Annotated in this window: 29 protein-coding genes and 1 tRNA gene; 11 read left to right on the top strand and 19 right to left on the bottom strand. The window is 74.4% G+C overall.

Features of this window, described 5'->3' with window-relative positions:
- Positions 1-27: 27 nt before the first annotated feature.
- The 3 genes from ACZ56B_RS26750 to ACZ56B_RS26740 form a co-directional block, all read right to left on the bottom strand.
- Positions 28-576, bottom strand: a complete 549-nt coding sequence (locus ACZ56B_RS26750; RefSeq protein WP_468795743.1) for a potassium channel family protein — start codon at positions 574-576, stop codon at positions 28-30.
- Between the two features lie 47 nt (positions 577-623).
- Positions 624-1,058 carry a DUF7144 family membrane protein gene (locus ACZ56B_RS26745; RefSeq protein ID WP_468795740.1) on the bottom strand — a complete coding sequence of 145 codons (435 nt, stop codon included), beginning with the start codon at positions 1,056-1,058 and terminating at the stop codon, positions 624-626.
- Between the two features lie 102 nt (positions 1,059-1,160).
- Positions 1,161-1,637 carry a MarR family winged helix-turn-helix transcriptional regulator gene (locus ACZ56B_RS26740; protein WP_468795737.1) on the bottom strand — a complete coding sequence of 159 codons (477 nt, stop codon included), beginning with the start codon at positions 1,635-1,637 and terminating at the stop codon, positions 1,161-1,163.
- A gap of 103 nt (positions 1,638-1,740) precedes the next feature.
- On the opposite strand from ACZ56B_RS26740, the gene ACZ56B_RS26735 reads away from it, so the two are divergent.
- The 5 genes from ACZ56B_RS26735 to ACZ56B_RS26715 all read left to right on the top strand — a co-directional run bounded on the left by ACZ56B_RS26735 (position 1,741) and on the right by ACZ56B_RS26715 (position 5,885).
- Positions 1,741-2,157, top strand: a complete 417-nt coding sequence (locus ACZ56B_RS26735) for an HGxxPAAW family protein (RefSeq protein ID WP_468795734.1) — start codon at positions 1,741-1,743, stop codon at positions 2,155-2,157.
- A 46-nt stretch (positions 2,158-2,203) separates the two neighbouring features.
- The gene (locus tag ACZ56B_RS26730) at positions 2,204-3,082 is read left to right on the top strand and encodes a DUF2797 domain-containing protein (protein WP_468795732.1); all 879 of its coding nucleotides are present in this window, start codon (positions 2,204-2,206) and stop codon (positions 3,080-3,082) included.
- Positions 3,083-3,180: 98 nt separating this feature from the next.
- Complete coding sequence (locus ACZ56B_RS26725; RefSeq protein ID WP_468795729.1) at positions 3,181-4,083, top strand: amidohydrolase family protein; 903 nt, start codon at positions 3,181-3,183, stop codon at positions 4,081-4,083.
- Positions 4,084-4,194: 111 nt separating this feature from the next.
- The gene (locus ACZ56B_RS26720) at positions 4,195-4,932 is read left to right on the top strand and encodes a response regulator transcription factor (RefSeq protein ID WP_468795726.1); all 738 of its coding nucleotides are present in this window, start codon (positions 4,195-4,197) and stop codon (positions 4,930-4,932) included.
- Positions 4,933-5,111: 179 nt separating this feature from the next.
- Positions 5,112-5,885: a TetR/AcrR family transcriptional regulator gene (locus ACZ56B_RS26715; RefSeq protein WP_468795723.1), complete on the top strand. Its 774-nt coding sequence runs from the start codon at positions 5,112-5,114 to the stop codon at positions 5,883-5,885.
- A gap of 20 nt (positions 5,886-5,905) precedes the next feature.
- Here ACZ56B_RS26715 and ACZ56B_RS26710 read toward each other — a convergent pair whose 3' ends face one another.
- Both ACZ56B_RS26710 and ACZ56B_RS26705 read right to left on the bottom strand, forming a co-directional pair.
- The gene (locus tag ACZ56B_RS26710) at positions 5,906-6,373 is read right to left on the bottom strand and encodes a PPOX class F420-dependent oxidoreductase (protein ID WP_468795720.1); all 468 of its coding nucleotides are present in this window, start codon (positions 6,371-6,373) and stop codon (positions 5,906-5,908) included.
- 35 nt (positions 6,374-6,408) lie between these two features.
- Positions 6,409-6,768 carry an STAS domain-containing protein gene (locus tag ACZ56B_RS26705; RefSeq protein ID WP_468795717.1) on the bottom strand — a complete coding sequence of 120 codons (360 nt, stop codon included), beginning with the start codon at positions 6,766-6,768 and terminating at the stop codon, positions 6,409-6,411.
- A gap of 267 nt (positions 6,769-7,035) precedes the next feature.
- Here ACZ56B_RS26705 and ACZ56B_RS26700 point away from each other — a divergent pair, with 267 nt between their 5' ends.
- Positions 7,036-7,758 carry an ANTAR domain-containing protein gene (locus ACZ56B_RS26700; protein ID WP_468795714.1) on the top strand — a complete coding sequence of 241 codons (723 nt, stop codon included), beginning with the start codon at positions 7,036-7,038 and terminating at the stop codon, positions 7,756-7,758.
- A gap of 46 nt (positions 7,759-7,804) precedes the next feature.
- Positions 7,805-8,506 carry a GAF and ANTAR domain-containing protein gene (locus ACZ56B_RS26695; RefSeq protein ID WP_468795711.1) on the top strand — a complete coding sequence of 234 codons (702 nt, stop codon included), beginning with the start codon at positions 7,805-7,807 and terminating at the stop codon, positions 8,504-8,506.
- Here ACZ56B_RS26695 and ACZ56B_RS26690 read toward each other — a convergent pair.
- From ACZ56B_RS26690 to ACZ56B_RS26680, 3 genes are all read right to left on the bottom strand, one after another.
- Positions 8,489-9,310, bottom strand: a complete 822-nt coding sequence (locus tag ACZ56B_RS26690; RefSeq protein ID WP_468795708.1) for a YceI family protein — start codon at positions 9,308-9,310, stop codon at positions 8,489-8,491. The genes ACZ56B_RS26695 and ACZ56B_RS26690 overlap by 18 nt on opposite strands.
- Before the next feature lie 109 nt (positions 9,311-9,419).
- A complete protein-coding gene (locus ACZ56B_RS26685) occupies positions 9,420-11,816 on the bottom strand; it encodes an MFS transporter (protein ID WP_468795705.1) in 2,397 nt (798 codons plus the stop codon).
- Positions 11,817-11,904: 88 nt separating this feature from the next.
- On the bottom strand, positions 11,905-12,417 hold the full coding sequence (locus tag ACZ56B_RS26680) for a MarR family winged helix-turn-helix transcriptional regulator (RefSeq protein WP_468795702.1): 513 nt from the start codon (positions 12,415-12,417) through the stop codon (positions 11,905-11,907).
- A 330-nt stretch (positions 12,418-12,747) separates the two neighbouring features.
- Between ACZ56B_RS26680 and ACZ56B_RS26675 the strand changes: the two genes are divergently transcribed.
- A complete protein-coding gene (locus ACZ56B_RS26675; RefSeq protein ID WP_468795699.1) occupies positions 12,748-12,942 on the top strand; it encodes a hypothetical protein in 195 nt (64 codons plus the stop codon).
- Positions 12,943-13,041: 99 nt separating this feature from the next.
- On the opposite strand, the gene ACZ56B_RS26670 is transcribed toward ACZ56B_RS26675, so the two are convergent.
- From ACZ56B_RS26670 to ACZ56B_RS26635, 8 genes are all read right to left on the bottom strand, one after another.
- Positions 13,042-13,944, bottom strand: coding sequence for an RNA polymerase sigma factor SigF (locus ACZ56B_RS26670; RefSeq protein WP_468795696.1), 903 nt, complete (start codon positions 13,942-13,944; stop codon positions 13,042-13,044).
- A gap of 246 nt (positions 13,945-14,190) precedes the next feature.
- A complete protein-coding gene (locus tag ACZ56B_RS26665) occupies positions 14,191-15,150 on the bottom strand; it encodes an RNA polymerase sigma factor SigF (protein WP_468795693.1) in 960 nt (319 codons plus the stop codon).
- Positions 15,151-15,295: 145 nt separating this feature from the next.
- Positions 15,296-15,589 (bottom strand): Dabb family protein, encoded by a 294-nt coding sequence (locus ACZ56B_RS26660; protein WP_468795690.1) that lies wholly within the window; start codon positions 15,587-15,589, stop codon positions 15,296-15,298.
- Positions 15,589-15,765, bottom strand: coding sequence for a hypothetical protein (locus ACZ56B_RS26655; protein ID WP_468795687.1), 177 nt, complete (start codon positions 15,763-15,765; stop codon positions 15,589-15,591). Before ACZ56B_RS26655 ends, ACZ56B_RS26660 begins: the two co-directional genes overlap by 1 nt.
- A 102-nt stretch (positions 15,766-15,867) precedes the next feature.
- Positions 15,868-15,952, bottom strand: a tRNA-Ser gene (locus ACZ56B_RS26650).
- Between the two features lie 45 nt (positions 15,953-15,997).
- Positions 15,998-16,429, bottom strand: a complete 432-nt coding sequence (gene tadA, locus ACZ56B_RS26645) for a tRNA adenosine(34) deaminase TadA (protein WP_468795797.1) — start codon at positions 16,427-16,429, stop codon at positions 15,998-16,000.
- 56 nt (positions 16,430-16,485) lie between these two features.
- Positions 16,486-17,007 carry a tRNA adenosine deaminase-associated protein gene (locus tag ACZ56B_RS26640; RefSeq protein WP_468795794.1) on the bottom strand — a complete coding sequence of 174 codons (522 nt, stop codon included), beginning with the start codon at positions 17,005-17,007 and terminating at the stop codon, positions 16,486-16,488.
- 343 nt (positions 17,008-17,350) lie between these two features.
- Positions 17,351-17,554, bottom strand: coding sequence for a hypothetical protein (locus ACZ56B_RS26635; protein ID WP_468795684.1), 204 nt, complete (start codon positions 17,552-17,554; stop codon positions 17,351-17,353).
- A gap of 138 nt (positions 17,555-17,692) precedes the next feature.
- On the opposite strand from ACZ56B_RS26635, the gene upp reads away from it, so the two are divergent.
- On the top strand, positions 17,693-18,328 hold the full coding sequence (gene upp, locus ACZ56B_RS26630) for a uracil phosphoribosyltransferase (protein WP_468795681.1): 636 nt from the start codon (positions 17,693-17,695) through the stop codon (positions 18,326-18,328).
- Positions 18,329-18,398: 70 nt separating this feature from the next.
- Here the strand turns inward: upp and ACZ56B_RS26625 are convergent, their stop codons facing one another.
- The 3 genes from ACZ56B_RS26625 to ACZ56B_RS26615 form a co-directional block, all read right to left on the bottom strand.
- Positions 18,399-19,010, bottom strand: coding sequence for a LytR C-terminal domain-containing protein (locus ACZ56B_RS26625; protein ID WP_468795791.1), 612 nt, complete (start codon positions 19,008-19,010; stop codon positions 18,399-18,401).
- Between the two features lie 146 nt (positions 19,011-19,156).
- Complete coding sequence (locus tag ACZ56B_RS26620) at positions 19,157-19,453, bottom strand: type II toxin-antitoxin system VapB family antitoxin (RefSeq protein WP_361027006.1); 297 nt, start codon at positions 19,451-19,453, stop codon at positions 19,157-19,159.
- A 176-nt stretch (positions 19,454-19,629) separates the two neighbouring features.
- Complete coding sequence (locus ACZ56B_RS26615; protein ID WP_468795788.1) at positions 19,630-20,352, bottom strand: siderophore-interacting protein; 723 nt, start codon at positions 20,350-20,352, stop codon at positions 19,630-19,632.
- Between the two features lie 77 nt (positions 20,353-20,429).
- Here ACZ56B_RS26615 and ACZ56B_RS26610 point away from each other — a divergent pair, with 77 nt between their 5' ends.
- Complete coding sequence (locus ACZ56B_RS26610) at positions 20,430-22,598, top strand: penicillin acylase family protein (protein ID WP_468795677.1); 2,169 nt, start codon at positions 20,430-20,432, stop codon at positions 22,596-22,598.
- A 172-nt stretch (positions 22,599-22,770) separates the two neighbouring features.
- Complete coding sequence (locus ACZ56B_RS26605) at positions 22,771-23,379, top strand: GNAT family N-acetyltransferase (RefSeq protein WP_468795674.1); 609 nt, start codon at positions 22,771-22,773, stop codon at positions 23,377-23,379.
- Positions 23,380-23,533 lie beyond the last annotated feature (154 nt).

Genomic DNA, 23,533 nt, shown 5'->3' with positions numbered 1-23,533 from the left:
CGGGGCGGGGGCGAGGGGCCGGGCGGGTCAGGGGGAGCCGTGCCGGCGGGCGTTCTCGCGGTGGCGGAGCGCGTTGCGCAGGTGGCGGGTCAGGGCGGTGGCCGCCGCGGTGAGGAAGACGAAGGTGTAGAGGATCTGGAGGATGGTGACCAGGCGGGCCGCCTGGCCGCGCGGGGTGATGTCCCCGTAGCCGACGGTGGCGAGGGTGACCATCGTGAAGTAGAGGCCGTCCAGACGGGTGGTGAGGCCGTCGAGCTCGCCGGGACGCCGGGCCAGGGCCTGGTAGGCGGTCGAGAAGACCAGGACGGACAGGCACATCAGCAGGGGGATGACCAGCCCCGGGCGGACGTCCGGACGGTCGAGCTGGACGTGGACGACCTGCCTCAGCAGCAGGAGGGCGACCAGTGCCAGGGCGAGGCCGAACAGCGTCCAGCTCAGGACCGGGCGGTCCGGGCCCAGGTGGTGCAGGGGCAGCAGGAAGTAGGCGGCGACCATGGCCGTCACGCCGGCCAGCTGGGCGAGCCAGGGCCAGACGGCGCTCCACGCGGGGAAGGGCGCGGCGCGGTTTTCCGTCACGGGAGGGTGCGCGGGAGGGGTGGCCGGTGACCGGCGGCCCGGGCGCCCTAGGCGGCCGAGGACCCGCGGCGCGGTGCGCACAGGGCCCAGATGATGAAGCCGTCGATGACGATGAGGACGACCGACCAGACCGGGTAGTAGGGCAGCCACACGAAGTTGGCGATCATGCTCAGCCCGGCCAGGGTGACTCCCACCGCGCGGGCCCAGGCGGCCCCGCGGAAGAGGGCGATGCCGGCGGCCGCCACCAGGGCGCCGAGGATCAGGTGCACCCAGCCCCATCCGGTCAGGCTGAACTCGTACGTGAAGTTGCGGGTGGTGACGAAGACGTCGTCCTGGGCGATGGCGGCGATGCCCTGGAAGATCGCCATGATGCCGCCGAAGGTCATCAGGGCCGCCGCGGCGGCCGTCCAGCTCGTGGCCCAGGGGCTCTCCGCCTCCCACCCGGCCCGCTGGCGGTGCGTGCTGCCGACGTTGCTTGCCATGTGTTTCGACCTTTCGGACGTCCCCCGAACGGTGCGGTTTCTCCTCCAGGCTGACACCCGGGGGAGCACCCGGCATCTCGGTGCCGCACCGCTCGCGGCACGTCAGCCGGTGGACCGGCGTTCCTCCAGGTAGCCCGCCGCCAGGGAGGTCGCGCGCGTGAACCAGTCGTGCAGGACGGCGATCTCGTCGGGGGAGTAGTCGGCGAAGAGCGCGGCGAGCCGGACGTAGTAGGGCTCGTAGAGCTCGCGCACGAGGGCCACGGCGTCCGGTCGCGCGGCCACGCGGACGCGGCGGCGGTCCGCGGGGTCGGGGCGGCGGGTGATGTAGCCCGCGCGTTCGAGGCGGTTGAGGATCCCGGTCATCGCCCCCGTCGTGACGTGGACGCGTTCCGCCAGCTCGCCGGCCGTGGGCAGGTCCTCCCCCGCCGCGATGACGAAGCCGAAGCAGGTCATGTCGGTCACGTTCAGGCCGGCCCGCTGGGCCATCTCCTGCTGACCCACCAGATGGGCCGCGATGAGCTGGTCCATCGCCCACATCGCCTGCTCCTGGGTCGCGGGCGGGCGCGGAGTGGCTTGCATCCCGGGCTCCTCTTTTCTCTTAGCTTGTGAGATGTTTATGCTGTGAATAGCTCACGACGTGAGAGATCTTGTCGTGGGACGCCGACTGCACGAAGGGGCGGACATGGGCGCGTCTCCATATGACCACGGGCACACGGTCGCCGGATGGGCCGGTTCCGGGATCGGCATCGCCGGAACGGCCGTGCTGGGCCTGGGGGTCTGCACGGTGTCCGGGCCGCTGCTGGCCGCCGGGGCGGTGATCGTGGCGACCGGCCTCCTGACCACCTGGGCGCTGCACCTCGCCGGGTGGGGCAAGCCGTCCGGGCCGCGGCCGAGGGAGCAGTGGGACTGGCGGGTGCGGGACCGGGAGGCCCTGGAGGGACACGCGCAGTGCCTCGGATGCCGGCTGGCGGGCCGGGGGCGTGGCGGCCGGGGCACGGCGCGGGCCGTCTCCGGCCGGGGGGCCGTCCCCGTGCCCACGGGGTCCGGGGCCGCGGACACCGGACCGGACCCCGTGGGCGCCGGCCGCGCCGCGGGCTGAGCCGTCGCGGAGCCGGTGTCGGCGGTGGCCCCTACGCTCGTGGGGGATGGCACAGGCGTGGAGGTGCTCGGGGCTGCGGTGGTCCGCGGACGGCCCCGTGCTGGTGTGGGAGGGCGGGCGGCGCAGCGCGCTGACCCGGGGGAAGCGAGTGGCCTTCGGGGTCGCGGAAGGGGGCGTGCGGACCTGCGTCGGCGCCCGGGGGCACCCGTGTCCGCGCGGTGCGGCGGTGCCGGGGCGGAGCACGGGGGCGCGCTGCGAGGAGTGCGCGCGGCTGGACCGGGCGCACTCCGTGGCCGCCGACACCCTCGCGGACGATCCGCGGCCGTACCGCGTCTACCTGGCGTGGTTCGGGCCCGGGATGGCCAAGGCCGGGATCACCGCGGTGGAGCGGGGCCCGGCGCGGCTGCTGGAGCAGGGGGCGGTCTGCTTCAGCTGGCTGGGGACCGGGCCGCTGATGGCGGCGCGGCGCACCGAGGAACTGCTGCGCGCCGCGCTCAAAGTGCCCGACCGGATCCCCTACGCCGACAAGCGGGCGGTGCGTGCCGCCCTCCCGGACGCGGAGGAGGCGCGGGCGGCGGAGATCGCCGCCCTGCACGCGCGGGCGGTGGCGCTGGGCGGCTGGCCGGAGTCGCTCGGCCGGGAGCCGTTCCGGCCCGTCGACCACGTCGGGGTGTTCGGGCTGGCGGGGGCGCCGGCCGCCGTGGGGGAGGTGGGCGAACTGGTCCCCGGGGGCGGGGTGAGCGGGGAACTGGTGGCCGTCGCCGGGCCCGATCTGCACCTGGCGACGCGGGACGCGGTGGTGGTGCTGGACACGCGGCTGCTGACCGGATGGGGGCTGGTCCCGGCCGGCGGGCGGGAGCGGGGACTCGACGTGCCGGTCAGGGAGTTCAGGGGGAGGACGGGGCGGCAGGACGGGCTGTTCTGAACCGGCCCGGCGCGCGGACGCGCCCGGACCGGCCCGGTTTCCGGCCGTCCCGCTCGCGGGGGTGGACCGAGCGCTTGCTCAGGGACGATCGTGGCGGCATGGACGCTCACCCCGCTCCGCGGACCGAAGCCGGTGACGTGCGGCGTTTCTGGGAAGGACTCGGGCTGCCCGGGCTGGTCGACGTGCACACGCACTTCATGCCGGAACGGGTGCTGCGCAAGGTGTGGGCGTACTTCGACGCGCTCGGGGAGCTGACCGGCGGGATCGAGTGGCCGATCGCCTACCGCCACGAGGAGGACGAGCGGACCGCGCTGCTGCGGGGGTTCGGAGTGCGCGCCTTCACGGCGATGCTCTACCCGCACAAGCCGGGCATGGCCCGGTGGCTCAACGGCTGGGCGGCCGGTTTCGCCGGCCGCACGCCGGACTGCCTGCACACCGCGACGCTCTTCCCCGAACCGGGGGTCGCGGACTACGTCCGGGAGGCCGTCGAGGCGGGCGCGCGGGTGTTCAAGGCGCACGTGCAGGTGGGCGCGTACGACCCGGCCGACGTGCTGCTGGACGAGGCCTGGGGGCTGCTCGCCGAGGCGGGGGTCCCGGTGGTGGTCCACTGCGGGTCCGGGCCCGCGCCCGGCGAGCACACCGGCCCCGAGCCGGTCGCGCGGGTGCTGGCGCGGCACCCCCGGCTCCGGCTGGTCGTGGCGCACCTCGGGATGCCCGAGTACGAGGACTTCCTGGACCTCGCCGAGCGGTACGGGGAGGTGCGGCTGGACACCACGATGGCGTTCACCGGCTTCGGCGAGCGCATGGCGCCGTTCCCCCGGCGGGCCCTGCCCCGGCTGGCCGGTCTCGGCGACCGCGTCCTGCTCGGCTCCGACTTCCCCAACATCCCGTACCCGTACGCCCACCAGCTCCGCGCGCTGGAGCGGCTGGGGCTCGGCGACGGGTGGCTGAGGGCGGTGTGCCACGACAACGCGGCACGGCTCTTCGGCCTGCCCGGCTGAGCCGGGCGGAGCACCGGGCCGGGCCGCGGCCGAGCGCTTGCCGCGCGTTTCTCAGCGAAAACACAGAATGCCGAAAGGGCGCTCTCAGAGGCCGCGGACATCCTGTCCGGCATGACCACGATCTCGCCCCGGGGGCGCACCGAACCGCTGAGGCCGGACGGGAGTGCCGTCCGCGTGCTCGTGGTGGACGACGAGCAGTCGATCACCGAACTGCTGTCCGCGGCCCTGCGGTACGAGGGCTGGCAGGTCCGCAGCGCGGGGGACGGCCAGGGCGCCCTCCGGGCCGCGCGGGAGTTCCGGCCCGACGCCGTCGTCCTGGACATGGGACTGCCGGACATGACCGGGCCGTCCGCCCTCGGGCGGCTGCGCCGCGAACTGCCCGAGGCGGCCGTGCTGTTCCTGACCGCCAAGGACGCCGTCGGGGACCGTGTCGCGGGGCTGACCGCCGGCGGCGACGACTGCGTCACCAAGCCGTTCGGCATGGAGGAGGTCGTCGCCCGGCTGCGCGGGCTGATCCGGCGCTCCGGGCCGGCCGGCCGGAGGGCCGGGTCCCTGCTGGTCGTCGGCGACCTCGTCCTCGACGAGGACAGTCACGAGGTCACCCGGGCCGGGGAGCACATCCGCCTCACCGCCACCGAGTTCGAGCTGCTGCGCTTCCTCATGCGCAATCCGCGGCGCGTGCTCAGCAAGGCGCAGATCCTCGACCGGGTCTGGTCGTACGACTTCGGCGGGCAGGCGAACGTCGTCGAGCTGTACATCTCGTACCTGCGCAAGAAGATCGACGCCGGGCGGAACCCGATGATCCACACCCGGCGCGGCGCCGGCTACATGATCAAGCCCGCGGAGTGAGGCCGGACCACTGGCGGCCGTGCTGCTCGGCGGACCGGTCGCGGCGGCGCCGCGGCACCGGGCGGGACGGGCGGACCCCCCCGGGAGGAGGACGCGGATCCGGGACCGTCCGCATGAAGGCGGGGCTCGCGCGGTACGCCCTAGCATGATCGGCGTCGGCGAGTCGAGGAAGGTGCGCCATGGTGAGGGCATCCCGGCGGTCCGAGAGGGCGGCGCGGCCCAGCGTCTGGCTGGAGGGCAGGACCCGCCGGGGCGGACGCGGCGGCGAGCAGCCGTCGGGGCTGGGCCGGGAGCGGATCACGGAGGTCACCGTCCGGCTGCTGGACGCCGAGGGCCTGGCCGGGTTCTCCATGCGGCGGCTCGCGGCCGAGCTGAACGTGACGGCGATGTCCGTCTACTGGTACGTCGACACCAAGGACGACCTCCTCGAACTCGCCCTGGACGCGGCGCACGGCGAACTCGCGCTGCCCGGTCCGGACACCGGCCAGGACTGGCGCGACCAACTGCGCGCGCTCGCGCGGGAGTACCGCGCCCTGCTGACGCGCCACCCGTGGCTGTCACCGCTGATCGGGAGGTTCCTCAACATCGGGCCCCACGCGCTGGCGTTCTCCCGGGCGGTCCAGCGGGTCGTCCACCGGACGGGCCTGCCCGAGCACGGGACGGCCGGGGCCATCGCGGCCGTCTTCCGGTTCGTGTACGGCTACGGCACGATCGAGGGCCACTTCCTCGCCCGGGCCGCGGAGTCGGGCATGACCCCCGACGCGTACCACCGGCAGGCCGTGGACGCGGCGACGCGGGCGCCGGACGCCACCGGGGTCATCCGGGACTCGACGAGGATCATGGAGGCCGGCGGCGGCGACACGGTCGAGGAGATGATGGACCGGGACTTCGCGTTCGCCCTGGACCTGCTGGTCGCCGGCATCGAGGCGATGGTGGCCCGCGGCCGGGACTGAGGGGACCGGGGAGGGGCGGCCTACTCCCCCTCGACCAGCCGCGCCGGGAACCCGCCGGTCGCCACCGGGCCCCACCGCTCGGGAGTGATCCGGATGATCGACTTGCCCTGCCGGTGCATGGCCGCCCGGTACTCGTCCCAGTCGGGGTGCTCCCCGGCGATGTTGCGGTAGTACTCCACCAGCGGCTCCACCGAGTCGGGCGCGTCCACGACCTCGGCGGTGCCGTCGACCTGCACCCAGGGGCCGTTCCAGTCGTCGCTCAGCACGATCACGCTCACCCGGGGGTCCTTCTTCGCGTTGCGGGTCTTGGCGCGCTCCGGGTAGGTCGACACCACGATCCGGCCCGAGTCGTCGACCCCGCAGGTCAGCGGCGAGCCCTGGGGGCTGCCGTCGGACCGCCGGGTCAGCAGGATCGCGCGGTGCCGGGGCCGCACGAAGTCCAGCAGCTCGTCCAGGGAGACACGGGTGTTCGTCGCGATGTTCGCCATGGCGTCAGCCTAGGCCGCCGTCGCCTCCCGGAGGGTCAGGCCGCCATCGCCTCCGGGAGGTTGTCGTACACGGGGACGTCGCGGCGCAGGCCGGTCACCTCCAGGACGCGGCTCACCAGGCCGTCCGGCCGGGCCACCACGTGGACGCGGGTGCGGGGGCGCAGCAGCCCGCGCACCTCGTTGATGAGGCGGACGCCCTGGGAGTCCATGAAGCGGGTCGGGGTCAGGTCGAGGACCAGGACCTCCGGCGGGCCGCCGGGGCGGTCGTGGGCCCGCGACACGATCAGCGGCAGCAGGCCGGGGGCGGTGGAGGAGTCGATCTCCGCGGGGAACGGGAACAGCACGCGCCCGAACGGGTCACGCGATGCGGGAGGGGGGAGCGGGAGGAAGGTCATGGCAGCCACCTGGCAGACGTTCGTCCGGTGTTCCGTCGAGGCCGCTTCCTGACCCGTCCGGCCATTGCACCACGCCGGAGGGGGCCGGCGGAAGCGGCCCCCGGGGGAGCGCCCGCCGGGTCCCCGGGCCCCGCGGACCGGGGCGTCGCCTCCCGCGGCATCCGGACGTCACCCCACGGCAAGCGAACGGTTAGAGTTCTGTACGTCCTGTGCTCGCAGTCAGGAATGTGCTGCGGAGCTCTCCTGCGCACGGCCGTACGGCCGTGCATGCCGAAGAGGTTCGTGGTGACTGCGTCCGAGTTTCCTGATTTGCCCTGTTTTCCTCCCGGTGTCGACCTGGCGGAAGCACTGACGGCCGCGGCGCGGCGACTGCACGAGACCTCCACCCCGGACTCCACCCTGGACACCGCGGTCCGCCTCGCGGTGGACCTCGTGCCCGGCGCCGAGCACGCCGCCATCTCCCTCATCGAGCGCAACAACCGGCGCCACGCGCTCGCCTGGACCGACGAGACCGTGCGCGCCGCCGAGGAGGGCCATCCCACGGGGGACCGGCCGCCGTACTGGCAGCGCCTGTGGACCGCCCCGGTGGCCGAGGTCGCGGACAGCGAGGGCGAGGACGCGCTGTCCGGACTGGGCCTGCGGTCCGTGCTGTCGCTGCGGCTGCGCGCCGACCGCCGCCGGCTGACCGTGCTCACCGCCTACGCCAGCAAGCCGCGCGCCTTCGACGAGACCGCGCTCAGGATCGGCCGGCTGTTCACCGCGCACGTCGGCATCGCCCTGGAGTCCGCCACCGTGCGCGAGCAGCTCACCGAGGCCATGCGCACCCGGGACCTGATCGGCCAGGCCACCGGCATCCTCATGGAGCGCCTGGACATCGACGCGGCCGGGGCCTTCGACAGCCTGGTGAAGGCCTCGCAGCGGGAGAACGTCAAGCTCCGCGACCTCGCCCGCCGCATCGTCGACGCGCACAACGCCCCCGACGCCCGGTGACCCGCCCGCGGGCGTGGGCGCCCGCGGGCGGGATATCCGTACGGGCATGGCTTCCGAGACGTCCGACAGACTCGACCAGGCGATGGTGCGCAGCAGCGGTCTCGACACGTTGCTGCGCGATCTGACCGATCGCGCGGTGCAGGAGGTGCCGGGCGCCGCCGCGTGCAGCATCACGGTGCGCCGGGCCGACCGGCTGCTCACCCTCGCCGGGAGTTCGGGCCTGCCGAGCGGTCTCGACCAGCGGCAGTACGAGAACGGCTCGGGTCCCTGCGTGGCGGCCGCCGGGACCGGTACCGAGCAGTACGCCCCCGACCTGGCCGCCGAGACGCGCTGGCCCGCGTACACGCGGTACGCGCTGGCCACCGGGGTGCGCACGGTGCTGGCGGTCCCGCTGGCCGTGACGGGCGGGGCGGGCGCCGCGCTCAACCTCTACGGCGAGCGGCCCGGCGCGCTCGCCGCCGGACGGGCCGCGGCCCGCCTCTTCGCGGTCCGGGTGACGGACGCCGTCGTCTTCGCCCTGCGCGTCGAGCACCGCCGGCAGTCCGTCGCCGACGTCCGCACCGCGCTGCTCTCGCGCAGCGTCATCGACCAGGCGATCGGCATCCTCATGGCCCGCGAGCGGATCGACGCGGGCCGGGCCCTGGAACGCCTGCGCCGTGTCTCACAGGACCGGAACGTCAAACTCCGTGACCTGTGCGCCCAGGTGGTGGAGCGCACCGCGAACGGCCCCTCAGCCGGCCGGAACTGACGTCCCCCGCACCGCCTGGACGTCCAGTTCCACCCGGAGCGTCGTGCCGATGGCCGCGATGCCCGCCCGGAGGACCTGGTTGTAGTTCATCGCGAAGTCCTCGCGCCGCAGTTCGGCCGTGGCGCGGAACGCCGCCCGCGTCCCTCCCCACGGGTCCGGCCCGGTGCCGAGGTACGCCAGGTCCAGGTCGACCGGCCGGACGATCCCGCGCATCGTCAGCTCGCCGTGGACCGTCCAGCGGTCGGAGCCGGCCCCGGTCAGGCCGGTGGACCGGTAGGTGATCTCGGGGTGCCGGTCGGCGTCCAGGAAGTCCGCCGACCGCAGGTGGGTGTCGCGCGCGCCGTTGCCGGTGTCGATGGAGGCCGCCCGGATCACCGCCTCCACCCGGGACGCGGCGACGTCGTCCGGCGCGATCTCCAGCGCGGCCGAGAAGTCGGTGAACCGGCCGCGCACGCTGGAGATGCCCAGGTGCTGGGCGACGGCGGCCACGCTCGAGTGCGCGGGGTCCACGGTCCACGGGCCGGGCGGCGGCAGCTCGGTGCCCCCCTGCCGGGCCAGGACCACGGTGCCGATCTCGGCCCGCCGGCTCGCCGTGACGATCGCGCTGGCGGCGGCGGGCGCGTAGCCGACCGCGGTGACGACGACGGTGTACGCCCCCGGCGCCAGCGCGGTGGCGTCCCGGACGGTGCCCTCGGAGTCCGCCTCGGCGCGCAGCACCTGCGCGCCGGTCGCGTCGGTCACCGTGACGACCGCGTGGGCCACGGCCCACCCGTCCCGGGTGCGGATCCTCGCGGTCAGTGGCATGCCGTGTTCTCCCTGCGAAGGATTGAGGAGGGGTCTGCGTGGGGCCGGCCCGCGGCGGGGCGCGTTCCGCGTCGCGGAACGCGCTCGCCCGCCGCGGGCCGGGGTCCGGCTACTCGCCCGGGTGGGCGAGTTCGATGTCGTGGCCGTCGACTCCGCCGCCGGCGACCGTCAGCGTGGTGGCCACCGGCGGGTAGCCCGTGGCGATGACGGTGTACTCGCCGCCGGCCAGGTCGGCGAAGGCGTACGCCCCGTCCGCGCCGGTCGTCGCCGTGCCGACCACGTTGCCCGCCGCGTCGACCAGGGTCACCCGGGCGTCGGCCAGCGGCCCGTGCGGGGCGCGGACCACGCCCCGCACCTGGGCGCCGGTCTCCAGCTCGACCTCGAGCCGGCTCACCCCGGCGCCGCCCACCTCGGCGGGCAGCGCGCGCGGCCGGTGGCCGAGGGCGTTCACCGCGACGGTCACCGCGCCCGGCACCAGCCCGGTGAAGGAGAACCCGCCCTGCCCGTCGGTGTTCCCGGTGGCCAGCAGGTCCCCGCGCACATCGGTGACGATGACCATCGCGTCCGGCACCGGCAGCCCGCTGCCGGCGGACCGGACCAGGCCGGCCAGCCCGCCGGTGCCGCCGAGCAGGACGTCGTGGGAGACGGGGTCGCCGTTCACCACGATCGTGGACGCCTGCGGCTGGTGGCCGTCGGCGGAGGCGATCAGGACGTACGACCCGGTGCCGGGCGCGTCCAGCGCGTAGGAACCGTCGGCCTGCGCCACCGACCGGCCGAGCTGGCGCCCGGTCAGCGAGATCAGGGTGACGGCGGCCTGCGGCACGGGCGCGCTCTCGGCGCCCCGCACGACACCGCGCACCGGGATGCCGTCCCCGGCGGACTCCCGCGGGGGCGCGGCGGTGGCGACGGCGGCCGTGTCCCGGTCCGCCGCCCCGGTGTCCGCGGCGGCGGCCGGGGCGGCGCTCCCGCTCTCGGCGGCGGGCGCCTCGGCCGCCTGGGCCAGGCCGCCCGCGGTGCGCAGCGGGACCTCCTTGATGAACAGGGTCACCAGGAAGCCGAGGAAGGCGATCGGCGTGACGTACAGGAAGATGTCGGCGATGCCGTGCCCGTAGGCGCTCTCCAGCCAGGTGCGGATGGCCGGGGGCAGCAGGTCCATGTCGGGGATCGCGCCGCCGCCGGCGGCCCGGCCGGCCGCCGCCCGGTCCTCGGGGCCGAGGGTGCCGATGGTGTCCGTGGCGTAGTGGCTGATCCGGGAGGACATCACGGAGCCGAGCACCGAGACGCCCACCGCGCCGCCGAGGGACCGGAAGAAGGTCACGACCGAGGAGGCCGCGCCCAGGTCCTCCGGGGCCACCTGGTTCTGCGTGCAGAGCACCAGGTTCTGCATCATCATGCCGACGCCGAGGCCCATCAGCGCCATGAAGAGCGCGATGCGCCAGTACGGGGTGTCGTAGCGCATGGTGCCCATCAGGCCCAGGCCCGCCGTCAGCAGCACACCGCCGGCCAGCAGCCAGTTCTTCCACTTGCCGGTCCTGGTGATGATCAGGCCGGAGACCGTGGACGACACGAACAGGCCGCCGATCATCGGGATCGTCATGACGCCCGACATGGTCGGGGACTTGCCCCGGGCCAGCTGGAAGTACTGGCTGAAGTAGACGGTGCCCGCGAACATCGCGATGCCGACGAACAGCGAGGCGAGCGACGCCAGGGTGATGGTGCGGTTGCGGAACAGGCGCAGCGGGATGATCGGCTCGGCGGCCCTCGACTCGACCAGGACGAAGACCAGCGCGAGGACGACCGACCCGCCGACCATCGCGTACGTCTGCCAGGACAGCCAGGCGTACTTGTCGTCGGCGAAGGTGACCCAGACGAGCAGCAGGCAGACGGCCGCGGTGACGAAGAAGGCGCCGGCCCAGTCGACCTTGACCTTGCGCTTGACCACCGGCAGGTCCAGCGTCTTCTGCAGCACGAGCAGGGCGATCACCGCGAACGGCACGCCGACGTAGAGGCACCAGCGCCAGCCGAGCCAGCTGGTGTCGGTGATGACGCCGCCGAGCAGCGGCCCGCCGACGGTCGCGACGGCGAACGTCGCGCCCAGGTAGCCGGAGTAGCGCCCGCGCTCGCGCGGGGAGATCATCGCGGCCATGATGATCTGCGCCAGGGCGGACAGACCGCCGGCGCCCAGGCCCTGGATGACCCGGGCCGTGATCAGCATGCCGGGGTTGTGCGCCGTACCGGCCACCACGGACCCGATGACGAAGACCACCAGGGCTATCTGGACCAGGGCCTTCTTGCTGACGAGGTCGGCGAGCTTGCCCCACAGGGGGGTGGACGCCGTCATCGCCAGCAGCGAGGCGGTGACCACCCAGGTGTAGGCGCTCTGGCCGCCGCCGAGGTCGGAGACGATCTCGGGCAGGGCGTTGGTGACGATGGTGGAGGACAGGATCGCGGCGAACATGCCGAGCAGCAGGCCCGACAGTGCCTCCATGACCTGCCGGTGCGTCATCGGAGCACGGCCTTCGGAGGAGCCTCCCCCGTGCTTGGCATGAGCCCGCACACCGGCTGGTGTGGTCGTTGCCATGGACTTCCTTCTCTTAGGTGCTCGCGGGTGTACGGGTGGTTCGTTCGGGTGCGGGAGGCGCCGGCCGGGGCGGCGGGAGCGCGGGGTGGGGCACGGTCCGGCAGTCGCCGAAGCTGTCCCTGAGCCGGGCCATGAGCTCGGTGAGCAGGCCGACCTCCTCGTCCGACCAGTCGCCGAGGCGCTCGGCGAGCAGCTGCGTGGTCCGCCGGAGCAGCTCGTCGAGCTGGGACTGGCCGGCGGGGGTGAGGCGCAGGATGCGCGAGCGCTTGTCGGCGGGGTCGGGGGAGCGTTCGATCCAGCCGCGCTCGGCCACGTGGGCGACGTGGCGGCTGGTGACCGACAGGTCCACGGAGAGCAGCTCGGCGAGCCTGCTCATGCGCATGTCGCCGTGGCGGCCGAGCAGCGTGAGCACGGTGGCGGAGCCGCCGGAGCAGTCGGCCGGCAGGATCCGGCCCATCTCCCGCTTCACCGCGCCGAAGGCACTGAACTGCCGGACCAGCTCCTCGTACCGCGCCCGCTCGGCCATGACACCTCCCATTTGTTGCTTAGAGCAACCATAGAAGTCGATGGTTGCCGCAAGCAATGAAAAGGAGGTCGCGCGGCTCAAAAACTTGGCAAAGGCAAGTAATCACACGAGTAAACCCGCAGGTGAGCGGTGCGAGGCCACCGCGACGGCCCCAGGGCCACCGACGGGGCGGGCCCCGCCGGGGCCGGGAGGCCGCCCGGGCGGATCCCGTCGGCCCTCGTGGGTCCCGCCCCGTCCGCGCGTCCGGGGCGTACCGGGTCCGTCCGGCCGATCGCCCGTCCCCCGACCCCACTTGGGCCCTGTGCCGGGCATTCGCTAGGGTCTCGGGGCATGGCTAACACCCAGGGCCCGCAGGGCAACCACGACCCCGCCGGCAGCACCCAGATGTTCCGCGCGTTCGTCGACGAGGCCCCGCAGGGCCGGCAGGCCGCCGCCTCGGGCGGTGGGCCGCGGATCGGGCTGATCGTCGGTGTCGTCGCCGCCGTGGCGATCGTCGTGGCGGTGGCCTGGCTCGCGCTGAAGTAACCCGCGCCGGGACGGCCGGACGGACACACCGCGGCCGCCGTTGCGCCCGTGCGAGGGAGCGCCCCGGCGGCCCGGTGCCGTGTCCGGTCTTCCGACGCCTCAGTCCGAGATGAGGCCCTCCCGCAGCTGGGCCAGGGTGCGGGTCAGCAGCCGCGAGACGTGCATCTGCGAGATGCCGACCTCCTCGCCGATCTGCGACTGGGTCATGTTGGCGAAGAAGCGCAGCATGATGATCCGCCGCTCCCGGGGCGGCAGCTTGGCCAGCAGGGGCTTGAGCGACTCCCGGTACTCCACGCCCTCCAGCGCCGTGTCCTCGTAGCCGAGCCGGTCCGCGAGCGAGCCCTCGCCGCCGTCGTCCTCGGGCGCCGGGGAGTCCAGCGAGGAGGCGGTGTAGGCGTTGCCGACCGCGAGGCCGTCGACCACGTCCTCCTCCGACACGCCGAGCGCGGTGGCGAGTTCGGTGACCGTCGGGGAGCGGTCCAGCTTCTGGGAGAGCTCGTCGCTGGTCTTCGTCAGCGCCAGGCGCAGCTCCTGCAGCCGGCGCGGCACCCGCACCGACCACGACGTGTCGCGGAAGAACCGCTTGATCTCGCCGACCACCGTCGGCATCGCGAACGTCGGGAACTCCACGCCCCGTTCGCAGTCGAAGCGGTCGATCGCCTTGATCAGCCCGATCGTGCCGACCTGGACGATGTCCTCCATCGGCTCGTTGCGCGAGCGGAAGCGGGCCGCCGCGTACCGCACCAGCGGGAGGTTGAGCTCGATCAGGGTGTCCCGGACGTAGGCGCGCTCCGGGCTGTCCTCGTCGAGCACGGCGAGTCGCAGGAACAGGGAGCGGGACAGGGTGCGGGTGTCGAGGGCCGCCGTGTCCGGGAGGTCCGGAGCGGACGAGGCCGGGAGGGCCGGGCCCTCGTCGATGGGGCCGAGTGCGTCGAGAGCATGGGGAGCCGTGTCGCTCTCCGCGAGCGTGAGCACCTTCGAGCTGCCCTGTTCTGCGGACATGCCACCCCCTTTGGGTCGCGGGACGGTCGCGGCCGGCGCTCCCGTCCGAGGAACGCCAGCCCTCACCTGAATACCGGTGCCGAGGCTCCGGCAAACGCGCTTCCCGCAGAATGTCACATGTCGGCAACGCGCCGTAGTGACATGTCGACATCCGAGATGCGAATCAGCCCTGGAAACAGGCGGTCTGACGGTCTTTCGGCCCAGAAACGCACAGAAAGGCACTGGTGAGCGATTCGCTCGCAGCGGTTACGCCTCGATCCTGTTTGCGGATCGCAATCGCTGGAAGCTGCGGGCCAGGAGACGCGACACGTGCATCTGCGAGACGCCGAGCTCCGCACTGATCTGCGACTGCGTGAGGTTGCTGTAGTACCGCAGCAGCAGGATGCGCTGCTCCCGCTCGGGCAGCTGGACGAGCAGGTGCCGGACGAGGTCGCGGTGCTCGACGCCGTCCAGGGCGGGGTCCTCGTAGCCGAGCCGGTCCAGCAGCCCCGGCATGCCGTCGCCCTCCTGCGCGGCCTCCAGCGAGGTGGCGTGGTACGAGCGGCCGGCCTCGATGCAGGACAGCACCTCCTCCTCGGTGATGCGCAGCCGCTCGGCGATCTCCGCGGTCGTCGGGGAGCGCCCGAAGGCGGTCGTCAGGTCCTCGGTCGCGCCGTTGACCTGCACCCACAGCTCGTGCAGCCGGCGCGGTACGTGGACGGTGCGGACGTTGTCGCGGAAGTACCGCTTGATCTCGCCGACCACCGTGGGCATCGCGAACGTCGGGAACTGCACGCCCCGGTCCGGGTCGAAGCGGTCGATGGCGTTGATGAGCCCGATGGTGCCGACCTGGACCACGTCCTCCATCGGCTCGTTGCGGGAGCGGAAGCGGGCGGCGGCGTAGCGCACCAGGGGGAGGTTGGCCTCGATGAGCGCCGCGCGCACGCGGGTGTGCTCCGGCGTGCCCGGCTCCAGCTCCTTGAGCTGGCCGAAGAGCACCTGGGTCAGGGCCCGGGTGTCGGCGCCGCGGCGCTTGGCCGGGTCGGGGGGCCGGGCGGCGCCCGGGTCGGGCGCCGGGTCCGGGTCCGGTGACCGAGCCGGGGGCGAAGCCGGAGTCGAAGCCTGGGCGGACGCCTGGTTCTGGGGCGGCGCAGTACTGGCCGACACGGTCAACGCCACCTCTTCATCGGTCAACTCGCTCGTCAACTCGTCCGTCGACTCGTCCATCAAAAGCGGTCATAGCATCACAAGAGAGGCTCAATGTGTGCAAGCACCGCATATCCCGTGTTGAGGGGAGCGCACGGACACAGAACGCGGGAAGGCCCTCCGCCGTCACGGCGGAGGGCGCCGAAGCACCGCGGAAGGCCGAGCGTCAGAATGCGTAGTCGTCGGTCACCCACGTGGCGAACGCGCGCCACAGCTCGACGCCCGCCCGGTGCTCCGGGTGCTCCACGTACCGGCGCAGGGCCCGGGCGTCCTCGAACGCCGAGTCGACGGCGAAGTCGCAGGCGGCGGGGCGGTCGCTGATGGTCCAGGCGCACTCCCGGAAGCGGGTCTCCGGGATCCTGTCCCCGAGCGGCCGGAAGGCCCCCACGCCCTCCACGACCCCCGGGTCGTCCCGCCCGACGCCCTCGTCCAGCCGGAAGAGCACCAGGTGGCGGATCATCACTTCCCTCCGTCGGCGAGCCAGGTCATGAAGTCGCCGACGGCCTTCGCGGCCTCCGAGATGCCCTCGAACCCTATCTGGACGTAGTCGGCCGCCTGCTCCGGATCCGTGATGATCACGTACAGCGCGAAGACCACGAGGACGTAGATGGCGATCTTCTTCGCGTTCACCGCCATCGCGGCCCTCCCCTGTCACTGACGTGCGCCGGTGTCGCACCCGCATGAGCGGGCCCCATGATCGCACGAAGGGCCCCGTCTGACGACGGGGCCCTTCACCGGCGGTAGCGGAGGGATTTGAACCCTCGGTGACTTGCGCCACACTCGCTTTCGAGGCGAGCTCCTTCGGCCGCTCGGACACGCTACCGAGGGAGACCTTACAGCAAGGTGGGGCGTGGTCCGAAATCGGTTTTCACCGCTCCCGGAAGAACTCCGTGAGCGGCCGGGCGCACTCCTCGGCGAGCACGCCCCCGATCACCTCGGGCCGGTGGTTGAGCCGCCGGTCGCGCAGGACGTCCCAGAGGGAGCCGGCCGCGCCCGCCTTCTCGTCGCGCGCGCCGTAGACGACCCGTTCCACCCGCGCCTGCTGGATCGCGCCCGCGCACATCGTGCACGGCTCCAGCGTCACCACCAGGGTGCAGCCCGACAGGCGCCACCGACCGAGCCGCGCGGCGGCCCGCCGGACGGCGAGCACCTCGGCGTGCGCCGTGGGGTCGCCGCCGGCCTCGCGTTCGTTGTGGCCGCGGGCCAGCACGGTGGTGCCGTCCGGGGCCAGGACGACGGCCCCGACGGGGACGTCCCCGCCCCGGACGGCCCGTTCGGCCTCGTCGAGGGCGAGTCGCATCGCGGGCCGCCAGGGGTCGCGTACCGGGTCCGGCGGTCCGGGTGTGGTCTGCACGGTCAGCGGACGGTCTCCAGGACCTCGGAGGCGCCCAGGGCCTCCGCGATCTCCCCGAGGGCGTCCTCGGTCATCGCACGCAACTCCTTCTCGCTCACGCCCAGGTCCTCCAGGACCCGCGGGTCGCCGACCGGTCCGTGCGGCACGGCGTCGGCGGAGCCGACGGCGTCCGGGTCGCCGGACTCGCCGTCCTCGGTGCCGTCGAGGTCCAGGGCGTCCAGGTCGGCGGCGTCGTCCCCGGGCTCGCGGCCCAGCAGCTCGTCGGTGAGCAGGATCTCGCCGTAGCTGCTGCGGGCCGCCGCGGCGGCGTCGGAGACGTAGATCCGGGGATCCTCCTCGCCGTCCACGCGGACGACGCCGAACCAGCCGTTCTCCTGCTCGATCAGTACGAGCACCGTGTCCTCGTCGGGAGAGGCTTCCCGGGCCAGGTCGGCCAGATCCGACAGGGTTTCCACATCGTCGAGTTCCGTGTCGCTCGCTTCCCACCCGTCTTCGGTGCGCGCGAGCAGTGCGGCGAAGTACACCGTGACTCTCCCACTGGTCATAGGCGTGCCGGTTGGGGGTCCCCCGGCGGAGGCTGCGGACGGGAGTGCTCCGAAGAGCCCCGCCCACTCGGAATCGTGGCAGAAACAAGGCCATCAGGGGACGTCTTCGGCTCCCTGTGTCCGGCAGTTTCGATCTCGGTTCGCCGAGCGGGTCCGCGAGGGACCCGTCGGCGCCGTCATCGCCGCCACGTGCGGATCGTACGCGGCTCGGTCCACCGTCCCCGCGCGGCCGCCTCGGGAAACACGCGGGTGTGCCGCGATCTTCCCGCGCGCGCCGTGCGCGCGGTCCGCGCCGCCGGTACGGCACTCACACCGGGGGCCCCTACCAGCGGAAGGTCCGCATGCGCATCGCGTGGCGCAGCCGGGCCGCCTTGGCGCGGCGCGGCTGGACCCGGTCGCGCAGGGCGCGGGCCTCGGCGAGTTCGCGCAGGAACCGGGCGCGCCGCTGCCGCCGCTCGGCCTCCGTCTCGGCCGGTCCGGACGCCGTGCGGGGCGACGGCTCGTCTCGGTACTCCTGCTCGGGCATCGGTTCACCACCTCGGTCCGTCCCTCCCACCTTCCCCCGGACGGGCGGTTTGACGCCAGCGAGCGAGCGGCCGGGGGGCTTCGCGGCGTGCCGCACGCGGGGACACCGGGCCTTCCGGGCCCGGTTACTGTTGTGGCCATGCGTCTCCATGTCGTCGACCACCCCCTGGTCGCCCACAAGCTCACCACGTTGCGCGACCGGCGCACCGACTCCGCGACCTTCCGCCGTCTGGCCGACGAACTGGTCACCCTGCTCGCCTACGAGGCCACGCGCGACGTGCGCACCGAGCAGGTCGACATCCACACGCCGGTGGCGCGGACCACGGGGGTGAAGCTGTCCCACCCGCGCCCGCTGGTGGTGCCGATCCTGCGGGCGGGCCTCGGCATGCTGGACGGCATGGTCCGGCTGCTGCCGACCGCCGAGGTGGGCTTCCTCGGCATGATCCGCAACGAGGAGACGCTGCAGGCCTCCACGTACGCCACCCGGATGCCGGAGGACCTCTCCGGTCGCCAGGTGTACGTCCTGGACCCGATGCTCGCCACCGGCGGCACGCTGGTCGCGGCGATCCGGGAGCTGATCGAGCGCGGCGCGGACGACGTGACCGCCGTGGTGCTGCTGGCCGCGCCGGAGGGCGTCGAGGTCATGGAGCGCGAGCTGGCCGGCACCCCGGTGACGGTCGTGACGGCGTCGGTCGACGAGCACCTGAACGAGCAGGGCTACATCGTGCCGGGCCTCGGCGACGCCGGGGACCGGATGTACGGCGCGGCCGAGTAGGCCGGTCCGGCGGGAGGGCCCTCCGGGCGGCCGGGCGGGCCGGTCCGGCGGGAGGGGCCTCCGGCGCCGTTCAGCAGTTCTCCTCCGCGGCGGGCTCCGGCTCGGGCTCGGCCAGTGCGGCCAGGGCCCGGTCGGCGTCCGCCTTCTGCGTCAGGTCCCGGAAGCCGTCGCCGATGACGAGGTCGACCTCGTCCCCCTCGCGGGCGGGGTCGGTGCGCCGTTCGGCGCCGGCGAGCTGGGTGCCGAGCACCGGCAGCGAGGTGTCGAGGGCGGAGGCGGGCCCGAGCAGCAGTCCGGTGCCCTTGACCTTCTTGTCGTACTCCTCGGTGGCGTTGGCCACCTCGCCGATCCTGAAGCCGCGCTTCTCCAGCTCGTCGGCGGTCTTCTGGGCGAGACCGCCGCGGGTGGTGGCGTTGAAGACGTTGACCGTGATCGTGCCGGGCTCGGGGAGGGGCTTCGGAGCGGCCGCGGGGGTCGCCCTGGCGGCGCAGGCGGCCTTGGTCCGGGCCGTGGAGGCGGGCTCGCCGCCGCCGGTGAACACGTCGATGAGCTGCAGCGTGCCCCAGCCCGCCCCGCCGAGCGCGGCGACGGAGACGGCGGTCAGGACGACGAGCCTCCCGCGCCGCCGGGGTCGGCGCATCCGCGGGTACTTGTCACCCGTGATCCGGTACTGGCCGCCCATGCCGGGAGGAGTGAGCATGCTCATGGGCGCAGCGTAGTGCCGCCCGGACGGCAATGCCTACCAGGTGATCATCCGACTGTGTGCAGGCCGACCCGAAAGGGTCAAACCGACCGCGGCGAGGAGTCCGGCGGGGCGCCGGAGCGGTGTCAGTCCAGCTCGAGGACGCGGGCGTGCAGCACCTGCCGCTGCTGGAGCGCCGCCCGTACCGCGCGGTGCAGCCCGTCCTCCAGGTACAGGTCGCCCTGCCACTTCACGACGTGCGCGAAGAGGTCGCCGTAGAAGGTCGAGTCCTCGGCGAGGAGGGTCTCGAGGTCGAGCTGCTGCTTGGTCGTCACGAGCTGATCGAGGCGGACCGGGCGCGGCGCGACGTCCGCCCACTGCCGGGTGTTCTCCCGGCCGTGGTCGGGGTACGGCCGGCCGTTTCCGATGCGCTTGAAGATCACACGGAAAGCCTACCGGTCGAGACGTTCCGGGCGCAGCCATGGTGGCGGAGTACGACACCGAAGAAGCACCCGGAACCGGGAGGGGCCACCCGGAACCGGGAGGGGCCGGACACGGGGCCGGGGCGGGCGGGCGCGGGGCCGTGCCGGCGCTCGGCCCGCGCGCCGGCGGCCGCCGCTCAGCCCGCGCGCCAGTACCCCAGCGCGTGCACCCGCTGCCTGGGCACGCCCAGCTCCTTGCGGACGAACGCCGCCAGCGTCCGGGTGGTCGCGGTGTCGCAGGCGATCCAGACGTACGGGTGCGGGGTGGCCCGCAGCAGCCCGGGCAGGTCGGCCCGGACCCGCTCGGCCAGCGTCGCCCCGGCCCCCCGCCGGGGCACCTCGCGCACCTCGTGCCGTTCCGGGTCGGCCCGGCAGGGCAGCCCGTCGAGCGCGCCCTCGAACCAGACGGTCGCCGGGGCGGAACCCAGGGCGTCGAGCAGCGAGTTGATCGCCGGCAGCGAGGCCGGGTCGCCGACCGCGAAGACGTGCGAGGGGGCGGGGTCGGGCTCCTCGAACGCCGTGCCCTGCACGGTCGCCTCGATGGTGTCCCCGGGTTCCGCCGCCCTCGCCCAGTCGCTGGCGCACCCCTCGTGCAGGGCGAACTCCAGGCTGAGGGTGCCGGCCCGCGGATCCGGGTCGACCACGGTGTACGCCCGCTGGTGCGGCCTGCCCGCGTTGTCGAACCACAGCCGCACCCACATCGTCGGGTGGACCCCGGTCGCCGCCAGCATCCCGCCGTCGGTGAAGTGCACCCGCCGGTACGCGGCGGTGACGTCCTCGGCCCCCGTCACGGTGAGCCCGAAGTCCTTGGCGCGCAGCAGTCTGAGAACCGCGCCCTCCCAGCCCCGCCCCTGCCCCATCGCGTCCCCGTCCTTCGCGTACGATGCCGCCACGCTTGTTGGTTAGGGGAGCCTAACCTAAAGAGAATGGGGGCGCAGTGGCCGGCGAGATCTTCCGGGACCCGTGGGGCATCCCCCACCTGCGTGCGGACGGCGTGAAGGAGCTCGCGCACCTCCAGGGCCGGGTCACCGCCCTGGACCGGTCCTGGCAGCTGGAGGTCGAGCGGCACCGCGCGCAGGGCACCTCGGCGTCCTTCCTCGGCCCCGGGGCCCTGCCCTGGGACCGCTTCGCCCGCCGCGCCCGCCTGGCCGACACGGCCCGCCGCTGCTGGAGCGCGCTGGAGCGGACGGACCCGGAGACGGCCGACTGGGTCCGGGCCTACACGGAGGGCGTGAACGAGGGGCTGGGCGCCGCCACCGCCCCCGAGTTCGCCCGCGCCGGCCTCGCCCCCGGCCGCTGGGAGCCCTGGACCCCCCTCGGGATCTGGCTCGCCACCCACATCCTCTTCGCCGGCTTCCCCGCCAAGCTGTGGCGCGAGCACGTCGCCGCCCGCCTCGGCGCGGACGCGGTCGGCCTGTTCGCCACCGACGGTCCCGGCACCTCGGGCAGCAACGGCTGGCTGGTCGCCGGGGAGCGCTCGGTCACCGGGCGGGCGGTCATCGCCGGGGACCCGCACCGCTTCATCGAGGACCCGGGCGTCTACCAGCAGATCCGGCTGGCCTGCCCGGAGTTCGACGTGGTCGGCCTCGCCGTGCCCGGCGTGCCCGGCATCGCCCACTTCGGCCACACCGGCACGGTCGCCTGGGCCATCACCAACGCCATGGCCGACTACCAGGACCTCTACCGCGAGCGGCTGCGGCGCACCGGTGGGGGCGCCCCCCGCCCGAACGGAGCCGGGAACCCGGGGGAGGGGGTGGAGGCGCTCGGTCCGGACGGGGCGTGGCACCGGGTCGCCCGGCACACCGAGACCGTCGAGGTGGCGGGCGGGGAGCCGGTCGAGGTCGAGGTGATCGAGACCGACCGCGGCCCGGTCGTCGCCGGCGGCCCCGAGGGCCTCGACGACGGCGTGCCGGAGCCCGGCGCGCCCCCGCTCGCCGTCGCCCTGCGCTACCCGCCCCGGGTCACCGGCGACCTCGGCTTCGGCGCCCTGCTGCCGCTGCTGCGGGCCCGCCGGGTCGCCGACGTGGACCGGGCCGCGGACCGGTGGGCCGAGCCGGTCAACGTGCTCCTGGCCGCCGACACCGGGGGCGGCACGCTGCACCGGGTGGCCGGCCGGGTCCCGGTGCGCTCCGAGGCCAACCGGACCCGCCTGGTGCCGGCCTGGGAGCCCGGTCACGAGTGGCGGGGCTGGCACGCCCCGCCGCGCGCCGGGCTGACCGGCGGCGTCGCCGTGATGGCGAACCAGCGCGGCCCCGCCTCCCCGCTCGGCGTCGAGTTCGCCCCGCCGCACCGCGCCGACCGCATCGCCGCGCTGCTGGCCGGCCGGGAGCGCTGGTCGGCCGCCGACATGCCCGCGATCCACACGGACACCCACCTCGCCTCCGCCGCCGCCCTGCTGGACCGCCTCGCCGCGCTCGACGGCACGGACCTGAGCGGGCCGGCCGCCGCCCTGCGTGACCGCCTCCTGCGCTGGGACCGCCGCATGGACGCGGACAGCGCCGACGCGGCCGCCTTCGCAGCGGTGCGCGGCGCGGTCGTGCGGCACCTCGCGGCGCACCCGGCGTTCGCCGCGCTGGCCGATCCGCCCGCCTACCCGGAGGTCTTCCGGCCCTGGCTCGCGCCGGTCCCGCGGATCGGGTACGCCCTCGAACACCTCCTGGACGCCGACGAGCTGTTCGGCGTCGACCGCCCGGCGGCCGTCCGCGCGGCCCTGGAGGAGGTGGCCGCCCGGCCGCCCGCCGGCACCTGGGGCGACACCCACCGCCTGGCGCCCTGGCGGGCCCTGCCCCCGACGGCGCCGTACGAGGAGCCCGGTCTGTCCGGCGACCACGACTGCGTGCTGTGCACCTCGCCCGTGCCCGGCCTGACCGACCTCGCCGCGCGCGGCCCGGCCGCCCGGTACGTCTGGGACCTGGCCCGGCGCGAGGACAGCGGCTGGGTGGTGCCGTTCGGCGCCTCGGGCGTCCCCGGCTCGCCCCACCACCGCGACCAGCAGCCCCTGTGGCGCGCGGGGGAGCTGGTCCCGGTCGTCACCGACTGGGACCGGCTGCGGCGGGAGCCCGACGGCCCCCGGCGGGAGACCCGCGCACGGCCGGCGCACGGCTGACGGCGACCGCGCGACCGGCGACCGACGCGCGACCGGCCACCCGTCCGCCCGCCCGACGACGACCGACCACCCGCCCGCCCGACCGACGACCGACCGACCGACAGGACCGACGCGCGACCGGCGACCGCCCGACGACGACCGCCCGACCGACGCACGATCGACGAGGAGACCGATGTCCGACCCCTACGCCTCCCGCAAGGCCGTCCACGAGCAGGTGGTCGACGGCTTCGGCGCGGTGCGCGTCCTGCCGCTGGACGCGTCGGCCGACGCGCCCCTGCTGCACCGCTGGGTGAGCGAGGAGCGCGCCGTCTTCTGGGGCATGAACGGCCTGACCGAGGAACAGGTCGCCGGGATCTACGCCCACATGGGGACGCTCGACACCCACCACGCCCACCTCGTCCTCAAGGACGGCGCGCCGGTCGCGCTGCTCCAGACCTACGAGCCGGAGGCCGACCGGGTCGGGGAGTGCTACCCCGTCGAACCCGGCGACATCGGCGTCCACCTGCTGCTCGCCCCCGCCGGGCCCGGCGGGGCGCGGCACGGCTGGACCGCCGGGCTGCTGACCGCCGTCACCACGTACGTCCTGCGGGGCCTGGACCGCAGGCGCGTGGTGATCGATCCCGACGTGGCCAACGAGAAGGCGATCGCCCGCTTCCTGCGGCAGGGCTTCACCGCCGGTCCCGAGGTCGTGCTGCCGGAGGTCGACCTGCCCGACGTGTACCTCCCGCGGAAGAAGGCGCGGCTCGCCTTCCTCACCCGCGAGGCGGCCTTCGGCGGGTGACCGGCCGCCCGGCGCCCGCCGAAGGCCGGCCCGGTGAGGGGAGGCGGCGGCGGGGGGGGGGGGGGGGGGGGGGGGGGCCGCCCCCCCCCCCCCCCCCCCCCCCCCCCCGCCGCGCCCGGGCCTCCCTGTCGAGGAAGGCCTTCGCCAGGTCCCG

The organism is Streptomyces sp. NPDC034670, from assembly GCF_055574875.1.
The sequence above is the reverse complement of the archived record's forward strand: the minus strand, read 5'-3'. Positions and strand labels throughout refer to the sequence as shown.